Origin of the sequence: Candidatus Tisiphia endosymbiont of Empis tessellata (genome assembly GCF_964031035.1) — a bacterium.
In the GTDB taxonomy this organism is placed as follows: Bacteria; Pseudomonadota; Alphaproteobacteria; order Rickettsiales; family Rickettsiaceae; genus Tisiphia.
Window position 1 is genome coordinate 1,202,759 of the sequence record NZ_OZ034997.1, and the last position, 17,416, is coordinate 1,220,174.

Annotated in this window: 17 protein-coding genes; 8 read left to right on the plus strand and 9 right to left on the minus strand. The window is 31.4% G+C overall.

Annotation, left to right across the window (positions count from 1 at the left end):
* Position 1: 1 nt before the first annotated feature.
* Both AAHM86_RS06295 and rph read right to left on the minus strand, forming a co-directional pair.
* Positions 2 to 679 carry a hypothetical protein gene (locus tag AAHM86_RS06295; protein ID WP_342267682.1) on the minus strand — a complete coding sequence of 226 codons (678 nt, stop codon included), beginning with the start codon at positions 677 to 679 and terminating at the stop codon, positions 2 to 4.
* A 20-nt stretch (positions 680 to 699) separates the two neighbouring features.
* A complete protein-coding gene (rph, locus tag AAHM86_RS06300) occupies positions 700 to 1,425 on the minus strand; it encodes a ribonuclease PH (protein ID WP_342267683.1) in 726 nt (241 codons plus the stop codon).
* A 92-nt stretch (positions 1,426 to 1,517) separates the two neighbouring features.
* Here rph and grpE point away from each other — a divergent pair, with 92 nt between their 5' ends.
* From grpE to AAHM86_RS06330, 6 genes are all read left to right on the plus strand, one after another.
* Positions 1,518 to 2,099 (plus strand): nucleotide exchange factor GrpE, encoded by a 582-nt coding sequence (grpE, locus tag AAHM86_RS06305; RefSeq protein ID WP_342267684.1) that lies wholly within the window; start codon positions 1,518 to 1,520, stop codon positions 2,097 to 2,099.
* 19 nt (positions 2,100 to 2,118) lie between these two features.
* Positions 2,119 to 3,165, plus strand: coding sequence for an AI-2E family transporter (locus AAHM86_RS06310; RefSeq protein WP_410521549.1), 1,047 nt, complete (start codon positions 2,119 to 2,121; stop codon positions 3,163 to 3,165).
* 9 nt (positions 3,166 to 3,174) lie between these two features.
* Positions 3,175 to 3,837: an HdaA/DnaA family protein gene (locus AAHM86_RS06315; RefSeq protein WP_341748226.1), complete on the plus strand. Its 663-nt coding sequence runs from the start codon at positions 3,175 to 3,177 to the stop codon at positions 3,835 to 3,837.
* Between the two features lie 147 nt (positions 3,838 to 3,984).
* A complete protein-coding gene (locus AAHM86_RS06320; RefSeq protein WP_341748227.1) occupies positions 3,985 to 5,400 on the plus strand; it encodes a sigma-54-dependent transcriptional regulator in 1,416 nt (471 codons plus the stop codon).
* On the plus strand, positions 5,384 to 5,962 hold the full coding sequence (locus tag AAHM86_RS06325; RefSeq protein ID WP_342267685.1) for a biotin transporter BioY: 579 nt from the start codon (positions 5,384 to 5,386) through the stop codon (positions 5,960 to 5,962). Before AAHM86_RS06320 ends, AAHM86_RS06325 begins: the two co-directional genes overlap by 17 nt.
* A complete protein-coding gene (locus tag AAHM86_RS06330) occupies positions 5,952 to 7,814 on the plus strand; it encodes a pentapeptide repeat-containing protein (RefSeq protein WP_342267686.1) in 1,863 nt (620 codons plus the stop codon). The genes AAHM86_RS06325 and AAHM86_RS06330 overlap by 11 nt, the downstream gene beginning before the upstream one ends.
* Before the next feature lie 59 nt (positions 7,815 to 7,873).
* Here AAHM86_RS06330 and ykgO read toward each other — a convergent pair whose 3' ends face one another.
* Positions 7,874 to 7,999: a type B 50S ribosomal protein L36 gene (gene ykgO, locus AAHM86_RS06335; RefSeq protein WP_094648811.1), complete on the minus strand. Its 126-nt coding sequence runs from the start codon at positions 7,997 to 7,999 to the stop codon at positions 7,874 to 7,876.
* Positions 8,000 to 8,238: 239 nt separating this feature from the next.
* Here ykgO and AAHM86_RS06340 point away from each other — a divergent pair, with 239 nt between their 5' ends.
* Entirely contained in the window at positions 8,239 to 9,483 is a 1,245-nt protein-coding gene (locus AAHM86_RS06340; RefSeq protein ID WP_342267687.1) for an AmpG family muropeptide MFS transporter, read from the plus strand.
* Here AAHM86_RS06340 and AAHM86_RS06345 read toward each other — a convergent pair.
* The 6 genes from AAHM86_RS06345 to AAHM86_RS06370 form a co-directional block, all read right to left on the minus strand.
* Positions 9,480 to 11,705 (minus strand): Sca4 family protein, encoded by a 2,226-nt coding sequence (locus AAHM86_RS06345; RefSeq protein ID WP_342267688.1) that lies wholly within the window; start codon positions 11,703 to 11,705, stop codon positions 9,480 to 9,482. The two genes, AAHM86_RS06340 and AAHM86_RS06345, sit on opposite strands and share 4 nt — an antisense overlap.
* A gap of 64 nt (positions 11,706 to 11,769) precedes the next feature.
* Entirely contained in the window at positions 11,770 to 12,588 is an 819-nt protein-coding gene (locus AAHM86_RS06350) for a division plane positioning ATPase MipZ (protein ID WP_342267689.1), read from the minus strand.
* The gene (locus AAHM86_RS06355; RefSeq protein WP_342267690.1) at positions 12,578 to 14,089 is read right to left on the minus strand and encodes a leucyl aminopeptidase; all 1,512 of its coding nucleotides are present in this window, start codon (positions 14,087 to 14,089) and stop codon (positions 12,578 to 12,580) included. The genes AAHM86_RS06350 and AAHM86_RS06355 overlap by 11 nt, the downstream gene beginning before the upstream one ends.
* A 328-nt stretch (positions 14,090 to 14,417) precedes the next feature.
* Complete coding sequence (locus tag AAHM86_RS06360; protein ID WP_342267691.1) at positions 14,418 to 14,690, minus strand: hypothetical protein; 273 nt, start codon at positions 14,688 to 14,690, stop codon at positions 14,418 to 14,420.
* Between the two features lie 17 nt (positions 14,691 to 14,707).
* Positions 14,708 to 14,959: a CopG family antitoxin gene (locus tag AAHM86_RS06365; RefSeq protein ID WP_341751756.1), complete on the minus strand. Its 252-nt coding sequence runs from the start codon at positions 14,957 to 14,959 to the stop codon at positions 14,708 to 14,710.
* Positions 14,960 to 15,213: 254 nt separating this feature from the next.
* Positions 15,214 to 16,713: an Npt1/Npt2 family nucleotide transporter gene (locus AAHM86_RS06370; RefSeq protein WP_410521550.1), complete on the minus strand. Its 1,500-nt coding sequence runs from the start codon at positions 16,711 to 16,713 to the stop codon at positions 15,214 to 15,216.
* Positions 16,714 to 16,921: 208 nt separating this feature from the next.
* Between AAHM86_RS06370 and AAHM86_RS06375 the strand changes: the two genes are divergently transcribed.
* On the plus strand, positions 16,922 to 17,344 hold the full coding sequence (locus tag AAHM86_RS06375) for a hypothetical protein (protein WP_342267692.1): 423 nt from the start codon (positions 16,922 to 16,924) through the stop codon (positions 17,342 to 17,344).
* Positions 17,345 to 17,416 lie beyond the last annotated feature (72 nt).

Genomic DNA, 17,416 nt, shown 5'->3' on the forward strand with positions numbered 1-17,416 from the left:
ATTAACGTTCAATATGTTGTGTTTTTCTCTTTTCATCTCCTATTCTTTGTACAAATTTGGCAGTTGTAGTAGGAGTTTTCTTTTGTGTTTTTTCCTTAACTTCTTTAGTCTTAAGTGTAATAGGTTTGCTGTCCACGTGTTCTGAAAGGCCATATTGCCCAACATTCTTGCCGGTTAATACATAAGTCACATAATCTATCATATGTTTTATAAAATTGCTAAGCCCTCCTATAGAATGAGCTTCTAGCTGAAACCATGTTTTCCCGTCTTTCGTTTTTCCAACTAAAAATTCCCTAAATATTTCTCCAGCTTGCACTGATGCATCTGGCTCAGCTTTATTACCTCTATGATGTGAAGAGATTCGTTCTTTAACTAATCCTAAATCTTTTAAGGTATCATACATATCTCCATTGTCCTCAACCATTACATGAGCTCCTTTTAGAAAATCACCCGCATGCTGCAATACAACTTTTTTCATTATATCTATTATTACACCAGCTTTTTCAAGGCTACCCTTTGGATATATAGATTTTTCAGGTGTTTTGATTATATTATGTATAAGTTTTTCTTTACTGTCTGCTGGATTTATGTTAAGACCCTTAACACGATCAACTAAAAGATTTTTTAAATCTTCAATATTTAATTCCGAATATCTAGTAAAAAATTCTTTTATAGTCATAAATATTCCATGTAAAAATATTAAATTGTGCTATTTAATAATATTTGGTTTTGTAGCTTGAATAGATCAGAGGAAGCAAACCTCGCCAATTTTAGCATATCATAAAATTGCTCTTCGGAGAAGGGGGTTTTTTCTGCTGTGCTTTGAATTTCTATTATATTTCCATTGCCTGAGAAAACAAAATTGGCATCTACTTCCGCGTTGCTATCCTCTAAATAATCAAGATCAACTATGGGCTGTCCTTTATATATACCGCATGAAATAGCGGCTACTTGGCTAATTAAAGGATTAGTTTTAAGTATTTTTCTAGCAATTAATGATCTAATCGCTAAATGAAGTGCAATATAGCTACCAGTAATTGCCGCTGTTCTAGTTCCACCATCGGCATTAATTACATCACAATCAATGATAATTTGTTTTTCTCCTAAGGCTTTTAGATCAATTGCAGCACGCATCGATCTACCGATTAGTCTTTGAATTTCTTGCGTCCTACCTGACTGCTTTCCTTGCGTCGATTCACGCTTTATACGCTGGTGGGTTGAACTTGGTAACATACCATATTCGGCAGTTATCCAGCCCTGATTTTGCCCGCGTAAAAATGGCGGTAAACTTGCCTCATAGGTTGCACTACATATTACATGGGTATTGCCAAACTTAATAAGGCACGAACCACAAGCATTAAGTAGAACTGATGGTTCAATTGAAATATTGCGTAATTGATTATTCTTTCTATTAAAAGCTCTCATGGATTATTACTTAATTAAAATTGACTTGAAAATACAAAGATTTACACTATATGTTAAGAAAATAGATTTTTGCAAGAAAAAAGGCTGTAAATATGGAAAAACAACAGGAGAAGAATAATGACAACCAAGAAATTAAAGTTGATAATGATGCTCATCTAGTAAATGAAATAGAGGAAAATCCTACAGATACCCTGATTTTGCAAGATAGTTTGCAAGAGATTGTTAGTTTGAAAAGTCAAATTGAAGTTTTACAGGATAAATTGCTAAGGACAATAGCCGAATCTGACAATACTAGGAAACGTTTAGAAAAATTAATTGAAGATGCAAAAGACTATGCAATTTTCTCTTTTGCTAAAGATATGCTAAGTGTTAATGATAATCTTTCTAGAGCTTTGGAGCATAAGCCACAAAATACGGAAGGTGATCTAGCTAGTGTTATTACCGGGGTAGAAATGACTAAAAGTGAATTGACTAGCATACTAAAAAAGCACGGTTTAGAATCAATAGAACCATTATTAGGAGAAAAGTTTGATTACAATATACATCACGCAATTTCACAAGTAGTATCAGATGAATATGATCAAGATAGTATTATAGGTATTATGCAATCAGGCTACAAGATAAAAGATAGGTTAGTTAGACCTGCTATAGTGCAAGTATCGAAAAAAACATGAATAAAGAAAAGGCATAATCTTGGATAAAGTTATTTTTTGGTTTATTGTTATTGGGACTGTTATAGTAACTTTGACTTTGATCTCTGATATATTGATGCCATTTCTTATAGCTGGGGTAATATCATATATATTACATCCTATAATTGATAATCTCTCATTACGATATAAACTATCTAGAACTATAATAGTTTCGGTAATTTCTTTGCTGTTTTTCAGTATTTTTACTATAGTGGTTGTGGTAGTGTTGCCTATCATATATCAACAAACAACTCTACTTATTAGTAAAATTCCTACCTATAAAGATTACTTACAAACTAAATTAGTACCGGTTATTACGGCAAAAATTTATTCAATAGATCCAAATATTGCCGATAAGATAAAAGATTCTATTAGTAATTTTGTTAATGGCATATTTTTGCTTATCACAGGCCTTGCTAATAATATTTGGCATGTGACGAAGGTAACAATCAATTTATTTGTGTTAATTTTATTAATACCGCTTATATTGTTTTATTTTTTACGGGATTGGCTAACAATGGCAAAGAATATAGACCTCTTGCTACCTTTAAAAGGTAAAAAGAGAATTCAAGAAATATTATCAGCAATTAATTATTCCTTATCTGCTTATATAAGAGGGCAACTAAATGTTTGTTTATTATTATCAGTTTATTATGGGGTCTCTTTATCGATTCTTGGCGTAGATCTAGGGGTATTATTAGGACTTGTATATGGTTTTTTAATAATTATACCATTCGTTGGAGTTTTTATATCCTTTTCTCTTACCATGATTGTTAGTTATTTTTCTTTTGGTATGGTCAATAAATTATTTTATATAATAATTATCTATTTGATTGGTCTAATAGTTGAGGGGTATATTTTATCACCGAAAATCATAGGTGATAAAATAGGATTACATCCTCTTTGGATAATATTTGCGGTTCTAGCACTGGGTAACCTATTTGGCTTTATTGGTATATTTTTTGCTGTGCCAATTGCTAGTATAATAAAAGTTTTGTTTTTAGCCGCTATCGACTTTTATAAATCCAGTAAGTTTTATAAGACTTAAACATTAATTATGCCAAACTCCCAGCAATATGTATTACCATTATTTAGTAATAATCTATATGCTCTAGATAATTTTATTAATTCACTTTCTAATCAAGTTGCATACAATTCAATCAAAAACTGGTCTGTATCTTGGGGAAGTAAACCGTATGAGTTTACAGTTTTGATTTACGGGCCACCATCCTCTGGTAAGACCTATCTTAGTAAAATATGGCAAAATTTGTCGAATGCATTTTTTATAAAAAAAGATTTAGATATACTTAGTGCAGAAGATATAATGCAGTATAATGCTTTTATTATGGAAGATATAGAATTTTGGGATGAAAGGAAAGTGCTCCATTGTTTTAATTTAATAAGTGAGTATCGTAAATATTTGTTGATGACTACAGGAAGTTTAGCTAGTAATTTTGCGTTACAGGATTTATCCTCAAGAATTAATGCTGTTGTAAGATTAGAAATAAACCAGCCTGATGATGAATTAATGACCAAGTTAATCTTTAAGTATTTTTCCGATCAATCGCTTAAAGTATCTGACTGTGTAATTGAATATTTATTAATTAATTTACCGAGACAATTTGAACAAATGATAAAATTATTAGGGGTAATAACGCATTTTGCATTAGTTCATAAACGAGCTATTACTGTTCCTCTTATAAAACAAGTTCTTAAATAGTATAGTCTTATCACGAATTAGCGTGCCTTGGTGTGGGCTTAATATGTATAATTTTGATTATGTGGTAAAAATGTTATAAAAATTAGTTGATTTCTTTTATGTAAGCTATTAACGTATAATTTCAATAATTAGTTTTAGGAAAAATCAATGTCTATAGATGTTCTTGTTGTTGATGATGAAGCAGATATTAGAGATTTAGTCTCAGATATTTTAAAAGAGGAAGGATTTACTACCAAGACCGCTGCTAATAGTATTCAAACTTTTAAAATACTCCAGGAAAGAACCCCCTCGGCAATTATTCTAGATATTTGGCTCCAGGGTAGTGAACTTGATGGACTTGGGATTTTGGAAATAGTAAAAAAACGCTATCCACTAATGCCTGTGATAGTTATTAGTGGACATGGTACTATTGAAACTGCAGTAAATGCTATCAAAATGGGTGCATATGACTATCTAGAAAAGCCATTTAGTCATGATAAGTTAGTGATTTTATTAAAAAGAGCCTGTGAAGCAGCTAAGTTAAAGCGTGAAAATCTTGATCTGAAATCAAAGGTTATTGATAAAACTGAGCTTATAGGTAACTCTCACATTACAGCTAAGCTTAAGTCGGATATTGAAAAAGCTGCTTTAGCTACTAGTAGAGTATTGATTCAAGGTAAAATTGGTAGTGGTAAAGAACTAGCTGCTCGGTTAATTCATAAAAAATCAAAAAGGGCTAATGCTCCTTTCGTAATCTTTAGTCCAGTATGCATGAATCCTGACCGAGTCCATCAAGAATTATTTGAAGGAATAGAGAACCAAGGCGTTATACGTCCTTCGATATTAGAAATAGTAAATAATGGTACTTTATACATAGATGAAATTAGTGGTTTGCCAGTTTCGGTACAAGTAAAATTGCTTAAATTTGTGCAAGATCAAATGTTTCATAAGGGGGGAAGCAAAGCAATAAAATTAGATATAAGGATTATTGCTGCAACTTCTAAGGTTATACAAGAAGAAATAAGTAAAGGTGAACTATTGGAAGATTTATATCATCGCCTAAATGTTATTTCCTTAAAAGTACCATCTTTATATGATAGAAAAGATGACATGTCTGTATTAGTCAAATATTTTGTTAAGCAACTTGCTAAGTTTTCTGGTTTAAAAGCACGTGAATTTTCTGATGAAACTATTGCAGCTCTGCAAGTTTATAATTGGCCAAGTAATATAAGGCAATTACGCAATGTGATAGAATGGACTTTAATTATGAATCCACTATCTTCAAATAATAATGAAGTAATAAAACCATCTATGATACCACCAGAAATTCTAGTTAATAGTGCTAGTTCTGCAAAGCAGGAAGATAATGTTGATATGATGACCATGCCACTTCGAGAGGCAAGAGAGATTTTTGAAAGACAATATTTAGCTGCTCAAATGTATAGGTTTAATAATAATATTTCTAAGACCTCATCCTTTGTAGGTATGGAACGTTCGGCTTTACATCGTAAATTGAAATTGCTCAATTTACATATTCCTAATAATAAATTTAACGAAGAGGAAATTTATGACAGTTACGAATAAGAAAACTCTAGCAAATTTTATAGCTAATAAGCATGCTGTAGTTGTTATTAAAGTGATGATGGGGGTAATAGCTCTCTTTGCTGGAGCTCAGATTATTATTCCTACCCAGCCAGTACCAGTATCTATGCAAACTGTGGTGGTTAGTATTATTGCTTTTACTTATAGCCCTCGACTTAGTTTTGCTACGATTTTAACTTATCTTACAGCCGGAATAGTAGGGATGCCAATGTTTACAAAATTATCCAGTGGTTTATATTTTCTTCTTGGTACAACAGGTGGTTATCTTATAGGAATGTTATTGGCAGCTCCTGTTATGGGTATAATTAATAGTAGGTTGTCTGAAAAATTTACTAAGAGATTTTTAGCAGGGTTTTTTAGCTGTCTTATTGGTCACGTTATAATTTACTTTTTGGGAGTTAGCTGGTTGACAACAATTATAGGAATTAAACAAGCTATTTATAGTGGGTTTATAGTATTTATACCAACTGGTTTAGTGAAGATATTAATATTTTCTTCTTTATATCATTATATAACAGGGGTAAACAGAAAGAATGCTCTGTAATATCTTTAAGCAGCCTCGGTGTCATTCGAGCTACGGCGGAAATGACGTTAAAGGAAGCAAGAGTAACATCTCTTTTGTTGGCGAGTATTTTAAACTAAAATTCTTTATTCTAGCTTTACTTTTATTCCTTACCGGATGTTCGGATTCTCCGAGAAATGCAGATGGTTTATTATCTAATAGTCAAAGTCTTGTTATTAGGAATTATATAATAGAGCAGAATAAAAATAAGGTACGAGTAAATATTAAAAGTAAATTTGGTTCAAATTTAAGGGGATTAAAATTATTAGGTGTTAAACTGACAGATGAAGACCTTTCTAGTGTTGATTTAAGTTTCTGTGAAATATCACGTGTGGATTTCTCAGGAGCGAATTTTGAGAATGCAGTTCTAACAAAATCTGTAATTCAAGAAAGTGATCTCTCTAATACTAGATTAAAAAATATATCAGCTTATGGCTCAGATTTTCAAGCATCTATATTTGAAAATGCCAATTTGGAAAATAGTAATTTTATTCAATCAAATTTTGAGGACACTGATTTTATCAAAGCTAATTTAGAAAATGTTAATTTTGAAAATGCCAATCTTATTAAAGTTGTATTTGATGATAGTATTATAAGTAAATCTAATTTTCAGAAAAGCAATTTAGGAAAAAGTAGTTTCAAAAATGCAGTTATATCAAACTCTATTTTTTATGGTACAGATTTGCGGCAAATATTAGCTAATTACGCTAGTATCACTAATTGTTATTGTGAATCTGTAGATCTAACAGGGGTGGATTTTACTGGAGCGATTATTAATAATTCAGATTTTACTCATGGTATTATTAATCAGGCTCAATTAAAAAATATAAAGCTTACTAACTCGTTATTCTCTTTTTCTTCTTTTCAGTCTGTGAATTTTACCAATGCAATTATTGAAAGTTGTAATTTTGAAAATACCAATTTTAATAATGCACAATTGCAGCAAGTGCAAATTCAAAAGAGTATTATGGATAATACTCACTTTAATAACACTAGCATAAAGGATCTATCAATAAAGAATTGCAGTAGCGTTTTGCTTAAGTTAAATAAAATTAACATTGTTAATAGCGATATTGAGAATAGTAATCTTACTGGTATATTACTGAATAATAGCTATGTCAAACAAGCAACTATTATTAATTCTGATTTGACTAATAGTGAGTTAATAAACTCTAATTTCTCTAGTACTCAATTTAATAAGGTGAATTTCACTAAAGTGCTTATGCAGAATACTGTTTTAAATAGTACCAAATTTGTTGATAGTAATTTTTATCAAATGGCTATCATAAATTCAGAGTTGTCAGAAGTAACCTTTGATAATTCATCAATTATAAATTCTCAACTAAATAATGTGAGATATAAAGATAGTAATTTTGTTAATTCAGATTTTAATAGAAATATTGTATTAAATAGTCAAGACTTTGATAAGCTTAAGTCAACAAATATTATATATTCTGTAAAAGATTTAGAGCAGGTAAAAGACTTATCAAATATGAATTTACAAGATTTAAATTTACTAGATATTGTATTTAATCAAACTATTTTTTCAGGTTCTGTTCTTAAAAGGGTAGATTTATCTAATTCTAAGCTTCAGAGTTGTATATTACAAAATACTGACTTAACTATGGCAAATCTAAATAACACAGATTTTAGTAAATCATCGCTTATCGGTAGCAAATTAGAATCTGCCAAACTTTATAATACAAATTTTAATGATACTGATTTAACAAATGTTAATTTCATTAAAGCCTTTGTTAGTAAAATATCTTTAGTTAATGCAAAGCTGGATGGAACTAAAGGCCTTGATGGTCAGGGCAATAAAAATATAGAATAATATAACCTACGCGAATTCAGGATAAGAATTAGTTAATTCTTATCCTGAATTGGAGTAGTTTAGCCTTGCTTAGCTTTAAATCTTTTGATTTTCTTGTTTATTACAAGGATTTTACCTTTTCTTTTTACAACCTGACAATCTTTATCTCTTTTCTTTAAAGATTTTAACGAACTTACAACTTTCATATAAAACTATCCTTGGTATTATTTGCAAAAACCTAGAAAGTGATAAATCAACCTTCAAACTTTCACTAGCTTAAGTTTAAAAAAGTAATAATAATATTTTTTATCAATTCAGTCAACCTAAAAACTTCTTTAGGGTAATTTAAAAGTTGGGATGTACTTGCCTTAGCATAGATGTAGAGAAATCTAGCTTGTATAAAAAAATTATTACTATATTCTAACTTTTTTCCAATATTAATTTTATGTTAACTCCTTTAAAATTATTCGTTATTTGGTTATTTGGACTAACTAGCGGGTTTACCTTAATGATTACAGGTAATGCTTTAAACTACTGGTTGGCCAAGGAAAATATTGAATTACAATCTATTGGTATGTTTGCTTTTATCATAATGCCCTATTCTATTAACTTTTTATGGGCTCCTATTTTTGACACTATACATTTAGGTCAATTAAGTAAACTGCTTGGTCATAGATTATCTTGGATTTGTCTAATCCAGATTTTGTTGGCATTTACTATTTTTCTTTTAAGTACCATGAATCCTCACCACAGTCTAATATTGTTTGCACTAGTAGGCTTGATAATATCATTTTTAAGTTCAGCTAAAGATAGTGTCCTAGGGGCTTTCAGAACCGAAATTATTGCAAAAGAATCTCAAGGAGCAGCTTCTGGAATTTATATTTTTGGCTACCGCATTGGTATGCTAATTTCAAGTTCTGGAGCTATCTATCTGTCAAGCTATTTAGGATGGAATAATATATATAAAATTTTTGCCATTTCTGTACTTGTTTGTTCTGCTATTTTGGTTACAAGTATCTTGCGGTTAGAACACGACTTAGCCTCAAAAACTTATCCAGATCATAAAATAAATATTTCAAACTTTGTACAAAATATCTTAAGACCTGTAGGGTCTTTTTCCTTAGTCTTTTTAATAATAGTTTTCCTTATTTTATATAGATTACCAGATGATTTTATTACTATGATGATGAACCCCTTCTTAATACATCTTGGTTATAACGAATTTGAAATAGCCAGTGCAGGGAAATTCTTTGGCATAATATCTACAATAATTGGCGGACTAATAGCCAGCTTAGTGATAAAAAAAAAGAATATCTTAGATAGTTTGCTGATATTTGGCGTAATTCATGCAATCGCACATACCTTACTTATTGTGCATGAGATTTATGGCAAAAATTTACCATTATTCTTTATTACCACAGTCTGTGAAGGTATAACTTGCGGGATGGCTATGACAGCTTACATTGCTTTTATAGCTTCAATATGCACAGGCAAATTTCGTGCCACTCAGTATTCATTTTTTTCTTCTATGATGGGATTTTCAAGATCGATTTTTCCAGCTCTTTCAGGATATATTGTCGTACAATTTGGATGGAAAAGCTTTTTTACATTTATTATTATAATCACAATTCCTTCTCTACTTCTGCTACTAAAAATCAGCTCACTATTAAAAGCAAAAATGAAATATTAAATGTAACCATGAGTTCTATTACGTTGTTGCTGTCGGGATAATGTGTTTTGTGCTTTTGATACTGCTGTGTTTGTTTCAGGTGGAGTGTTGTTCACATGATGTTTTAAGCTACTCTGAATCTGCATTAATTCACCTATAGAGTCGCTTGCCTCAAGGGGAATAATAGCTTGTGACATATTGATATTACCTTCTTTATTTTTTGCTACTTCTTGTACCATTGCTTCATATTGACCTTTGGTTACAGGGATAGTGTAGATATTATTCCCTCTTTGTATATATCCTATAGCATCTTTATTATCCCCAGCAAACTTTAGTGATAATGGGTTGGTTATTTCCACTAGTTTTCCTTGCTCGTTATAGTGAGCAGTAAAATAAAGTGCTTTCGAGCTTGCAATATTTTCACCTTTCTCGTTTTGTACCGGGAATGAAAGATGGACAGCTGTACTAGAGGGCTTGATTGTTAATGGTAGATTAATATTTCGATAATTACTAATCTCTCTCTCTGTTACACCATCTTCTAACATTACTTTCTTATAAGTCTTTATATTAGTTTCTATTAATTTAAATAATTCTTCATCTTTGACTTTAATAACCCTTGACCTAGTAGAGGTTGTGTTTGTTACTGTTTCTTGTTCGTTCCAAGTTAAAGGTTTAAAATGATTAGCCTGAAGGACTTTAGCATAACTTTGTACTTCATCATTCATAGCTTGTGCTATATTTGCTTTTACACTGGGGGCAGCCCAAGCCTTTTGTATTAATCCGTTGTTATTTTCTATAAACTCTTTAAACTCCTGAGAATTAGTAGCAAGACCTGCAACTGCAACTCCTTTATCCGTATTAATATTTGCTTCAGCAAGGACGTATTGTAATATTGCTTGTTGTTTGGCAATAATTTCTTGTCTAAAGGCTAATGTTATAGAATCCACTTTGGAGGTTGAGGATTGAACATTAGTAGTTGTTGTTTCGTGAGTCAGCATAACGTCTAGTGCTTTTCTAGATATTTGCATAGATGGTTCGAGATCGCTTGTTTTTTTGGTCAGTAGCTGTTTTTCTTCTTGTAATATTTTTGCTATTTCTTTAATTAATAATACTTCTCGAGCTTTATAGCCTAAAATATACTCTATTTTCTTTTCTTTTCTTAATTTTAATTTTTTGGTTTGGTTGATTATATTGTTAAAATAATCGGGATGTTCTTGGACTAATTCTCGTAATTTTGGTGTGTTAATTTTTCCTTTTGTTACTAAAAGACCCAATTTAATTTGCAACCCATACTCTTTTAATGATTGTTGCCTCTTTTGCATAGTTTCCTTAAAGGCATCTTTAATATCGGCAACCTTTATGTTTTCTAGGGGGATATTCTTAAATTTTTGACTCATTGCCATTTTTGCCCAATTTGCTAGTGCTTTGTCACTATAATATTTTGATAATTCTGCAAAACTGTCATCGATAGTCTTATTTAAATCGACTTGTGCAGTATCAAGTAAACCTTTTACAAATGAATCATTATGACTTAATTTACTTGGGAATTCCCTAAAATGGTTAGTTGGGCCTAGTAATGGTAGATGTCTAGACCAAGAATATGGATGGATGTTATCCTCTAATTGGTCAAGACTTCCAGCAAAATCTATACGAACTAGTTTGGGAAGAATGGTAGAATCTTCGGGGTCTCTTATAACTCCTATGTTACCTGTATGAATATCAAAGTCACCTATTAATAAGCTAGTTGGAGCTATTTTATCAAAAGAACTATAATGAAGTTCTTCAAAAGCTTTGCTTAAAGTATTAGATAATAATTCTCTTGTTCCCATGAAAATCGGTCTTCCCCCATCTTTTCGAAGCCAACCACTTGGTTTAGTTTTTGTAGACATGTGTTTATCCATATCTACATACATGTCACCACTATAATTCTTAAAAAATTCAGACCGTACATATACCTCAGAGCCATCACTTTGAAGTCCTCCTTCCTGATGTACTTTTTCGGTAAGATGATCAGGTACAGTGAGAGAAACTTTAGCTCCATGATTTGGATTTGTTGCTTGAAAAATTTGTGAGCCTAGAAACTCTGATATATTTTTTCGAGAATCCCCTTCGCTTTTAATCATGGATAGAATATCATCAGAACTTTTGTATATTCCTCCTAATTCTCCGCCCTCATTAGCTCCAAGTGACTTCTTTGCCAAATAATTCCAACCGATAAATTTTGATATCAATGGTGTTGTCATATTATCCTCTTGGACTTTTTTGCTTCAGTTCGATATCGAACTAATAGTTATATTGATTATACACTCAAATAATTTCAAGAAAGTTTAAGAAATCTCGTAATTCTTGTCGAGCAGCTACGTGAGATATACTAAGTGTTTTTCCATGATTAGCTGTTGTTAAGTCGAGTAATGTTAATCCTTGTAAAAATAATTCCCGAAAAATTACTCTTTCACTAAAGCCTGGGGCAATTTTAAAGCTAATTCTTTTTGCTAATTGTTCAAGAGAAGTAGCAACCTTCCTTTTATTGACTGCATCCAAGTTGCTTAATCTATTACGCATTACAATCCAATTAATTGTTTCGCCATTACGGTTAGCCTTCTGCATTTTTTGTTCCCAAACCATTTGGCTATAGATTGACGGAGTAATCATTGACAAATTGTTAGCATTAACTTTACCTAGTACATCAAAATCAAGGAAACTGTCATTAATTGGCGTAATTATAGTATCAGCATAAGAGTGAGCTAGTCTTGATAAAAAAGAGTAGCTTCCTGGTGTATCGATTACTACATAATCTGCTTTTTTTGTCTGTTCAATTATTTGTTCAAACCTAGTTTTCTCGTCCTCTTCTTTAAGGTTAATGACTTGTTCTTGGCTTTCAGTTAAATGAACATGCTGAGGAATAGCAACCGTTTTGTCCGGATTCTTTAGATTATAGTCATCTCTATTCTTTAAATAATTTGTTAAAGAACCCTGACGTGAATCAGTATCAATACTAGCTACCGTATGACCATTATACAATAAGCCAGTAATTAGATGCATGGAGCAGGTAGTTTTACCTGCTCCACCTTTTTCATTACCAACTACAAAAATACGATTTGTTTGATTTGCTTGATTATTTTTCATAGTGATCTTGGATAAATTGGTTAAGAAGCCTTACACCATAACCTACTGCTCCTTTGGGACCAAGAGGATTACCTGTTTTATTATAGGCAACACCAGCAATATCAAGATGAGCCCAAGCTACATTTTCCTTAATAAAATTTCCTATGAATTGAGCTGCCGTACAACTACCAGCTGCTCCAGGGACATTACCAATATTGGCAAGATCAGCAATGTCAGACTTTATCATCTCATCAAAATCTTTATGCAGAGGCATACGCCATAATTTTTCATTAACTTTATTACCAACCTCTATTAGCTTATTAGCTAATTCATCATTATTAGCGAAGCATCCAGCATAAGTTTTGCCAAGAGCAACAATGATAGCTCCAGTAAGGGTAGCAAGATCAATGACACATTGAGGTTTAAATTTTTCTTGAGTATACCAAATTGCATCAGCCAGGACTAACCTACCTTCTGCATCAGTGTTATCCACCACCACTGTTTTTTTGGACATAGTGGTTACCACATCTCCTGGTCGTTGAGCATTACCTGATGGCATATTTTCCACAAGACCAACTACCCCGACCACGTTAACTTGGGCGTTACGACTAGCCAAAGCCATGATTGCTCCAACTACTGCGGCTGAGCCAGCCATATCATATTTCATATCTCCCATATTGGCTGCTGGTTTAAGAGAAATCCCACCACTATCAAAAGTAACTCCTTTACCAACGAAAGCTACAGGCGGGGTATCATCATCCAAACCATTATATTGCATTACTACAAGTTTAGATTCATTTTGCGAACCTTGTCCAACACCAAGTAAAGCCCCCATGCCAAGATTTTTCATTTCTCTTTCACCGATAATAATAGTCTCAACTCCCAATGGTTCAAGATGTTCTAATATTTTTTCAGAGTAAGATTGAGGGGTTTTGATGTTGGATGGTTCATTTATCATATCTCTAGCAAAGAATACTGCCTCAGCCAATGATTTTTTATCATTAAATAATTCTTCTGCTTTAGACTTGTCATCTATAGAAATCTCCAGAGAATCTACAACAAATTTCTCTCCTTCACTTTGGGTAGTTCTGTATTTATCAAATCTATATGAAGCAAGCAAACAGCCGCTAGCTATAAGAGAAGCTACAATAGCTGGCTCATATTGTCCAATATTATGAGAGATTTTTATACCAATAGTTCTAATTTTACAGCAAGTACTACTGGATAAAATTTTTCCCCCGATATCCTCAATACAAGAGGTCTTTAGTTTTGTTTCATCACCAATACCAACTATAATTAAATATCTTATCTCTCCATCCTTACCAATAGAATTAACAATTTTAATTTGTCCAAATTTTCCAGCAAATACTAATTTATTCTGAATAGTTTTAGAAATTAAACCATGATGTTGTTGGTCAAGTAGCAATAACTCATTGTCTAATTTCAGTTGTTCGTTAATAAAAACTACAGTTGCTTGATTATTTGATAATTCTTTACTTATAAAGTTAATGTTATTGAGCATAAATTCCTATTTTTGAGAGGCTAATTTTATATATTCTTTTTGTAAGCGTAATAATCTGAATAATGGAAGTATATAAAAAACCTACTAATTAATAAAGTAATTCTTTAAGTCTTTAAATATTATATTCTAAAATTATCTTCCACTAAGTAGAAAAGTGATTAATTTCAATATTGCCAAGTGTGCAAGTTTAAGTAGGTATAATAGTCCTCGATGTTCTAAGGGTGATGATACTGAGCTTACTATCAATTTATTACATCGATACTTGAGGTTAATTAGTTTCTTTTAAATTAGATTTAATTTTGTCTGAATATAATTTTACCTATAAACCTTAACCTAAAAATTTCTTTCTTGCTTTTCTACTTGGAAATAGTGTTTTCAGGAAAATAGTGTTATCATCTTCTTTTATATAAGGTATAGCATATATTTCAGTTAGTATCCTTACATATAGAATTTGCTGATCAGGATATTGTTCTTGATTATGATGTTTAGTTATATCTAATAGATTCCCATTTGCTATAGATTGAATTATTTCTTCAAAACCTATTCCTTTTTCAAGCAATAATTTTGAATTATTTTCATAATTATATCTAAATTTAATCAACTTAAACTACCTAACAACTACAATTTTGTGGCTTCTTTATGAATTAACATATTAATATATGTTTGATATGCTAACCCAAGTTTTGAAGCCTTAATTTTTATAGCTTCAATATCCTGCTCAGCTACTCTTATAGTAATAGGATGCTTTCTCTTTAGGTGTGTTTTAGCTGCATTTTGAAATAGTTTAATATCATTTTGATTTTTAATACTAGGTTGTTCTTCAAAATTAATCTCTATATCCTGCTCATATTTATCTAATTTGTAGCTCATAGTTTCATATATTTTATTTAATATAATAATAAATAGTACATACTATGTCAATACATTATACGCGAATTCGATAAGCGAACAATATTGTACTGCTCGTAAATGAAGAGTTGATAGACGATAGTATAACTTCAAGAAGAGCTAGGCAGTAGCAAAGTCGAGCGGCGTAGCGTACATGAGTAACGGAGCAGCTTCGATCTTTGGTCGCGGGAACGCCAATTCTTGAAGTTCTACCTGAGTATGCATAGTGAAGTAGGCTAGGCAATTTTTTTATACTCAAAGTATATTTTTCTTACCGAGTGAATCCATACAATACAAACAATGGTAAATACCACCATTAAAAATGGTGATATAGAGCTAAAAGTGGCTGTTGGTATTAATGTGAAAATAATTGACTGTATTAACCCGCTCGAAGATTTACCAACCTTCGAGCTAATGACGTCTACAGCTGCCTTACCTTTTGTCTTTAGCTCTTGGTCAAGAGGAATATATAACATTTCTCTTGAGGTATCCCAAATTGAATATTTACTACCTTTCACTAGAATGTTTTGTAAAGCACCAATTGACACCGCAAGAGCTAAGGGTGTCATGAGAATGCTACTATCAAATATAGATAATACTTGGTGGTCAAATACGATTAAGATAAAAAACAATATACCAGTAATCATCATAACAATTGGCGGAATTACTGCAGCAACAAACCAGCCATGGCTACGCATTATATTATTGCCTATTATAGTCATTACCATAATAGCAACTCCAGTCCAAAGAATGTAAAGACTATTGAATTCTGCATAACTATTAACAGTGGGGTATAATTCCTTAATTTTTGCTTTCCATACTGCTTCTACCAAATTCATTGATAAACCAAAGGCAGCAGAGCAAATTAGCATTAACCATAAATATTTTGATCTTGTTATATATTTAAAACTTTCAATTAAACCCATGCCTTCTTTAGTAGATCTACCACTTTTAGCATTTGCATAAAATGTTGGATTTGTAAAAACATTTTTGGTAATAAATTTTACAAGTAAACATGATATAACAGCAGAAACTACCACGAGACTTGTTGATATTTTTATAAGTGTAGTTTTGTTGTCCGATACGGTTAAAAAATATTTAGCAATACTGTTCTCAGATGATAAGTTCATTATCAAAAAGCCCACAAATATTAAAGAAGAATTGCCAAATAATGAAAAAAGCGTGTAAAACCTTTTTGCTTCTTCTGTTGTAGTAAGTTCATTAGCAAACTGCCAAAAAAGTAAAACATAAAAGATATTTGGCCAAAGTTCAGATAATGTATAGAAAACCATATAACTCCAATTACCAATTAAAGCTATATACCATTTAAGATGAGGATAAGTTCCCATAATTTGTTCTAGTGAATTTGGACTAATATGGAAAATATCGACATTTGGATAAATAATGAAAGCAAAAAGAATGAAGAATCCAACAAAAAAAGTGATTAAATAGCAAAAAATCTTTTCAAAACTAAAATGATTAAGCATCTTAGCATAGATTATAACGAATAAAGCTGCTGCAGGTGTTACACAATAAACTTTAGTAAAACTTACTACTTCAGCACTAATCTCTGAAATTAAAATACTATCTTTTAAAATTCTTAATATGTTTTGATTGAATAGGACACAGAACATCAGACCGCACATAGGTATGAATTTTCCAAGCTCATGATTATGGATAGGCCAAAATATAGTTCTGAATTTGCTTTTAAATAAGTTTGACTGTATACTAGTCATAATAAGGATTCCCTAAGACAAAAAAAAAACTTGAGGACATATTCAAGAGTTTCTCTATAATGGCTTAAGGCTATTATGAAAACCAAAGAAAGTTAGGAACTTATATATTATTAGCCTCCCTATGTCAAGATATTTAAATTTAGCTTGTATAGCAAGATAGGAGATGCTATAACTCTTTATGTCTATATAGAAAATCTAACGAGAGTATATGAGAAAACTATTGTTATTAATCGCTGTTGCAACTTCTGTTATTTTAACTTCTACCATATCAATAGCAGATGAAAATCAATTTTATGTAAAAGCAGAAGTTGGTGCAACAATATTAAGTGAAGGAAGTGAGGCTAACTCTACTATACGAAAGAAGCACTATCCAATTAAGGCTATTTCTAGTTTTGGTGTAGGCTATTATGTAATGAATAATGTTAGAGTAGATTTAACACTCGATTTTGTTCCAAAATTGGAAAGCAGTAAGATTGATAAGAATATTCTAAATATTGTTAGGAATGACAATAAGACACTACCGAAAATATCTCAAACACGTGCAGAAGTAGCACATAAAGCCAAAGTAGAGTCATTGTTACTTAATAGTTATATTGATTTGTATGGTGTAGGTATTGCAAGTTCTTTATAGGAGCAGGTGTTGGAATGGCTCAAATAAAAGAAACAATAACAGCTACTGTGACAGCGATACAGTCACAAACCC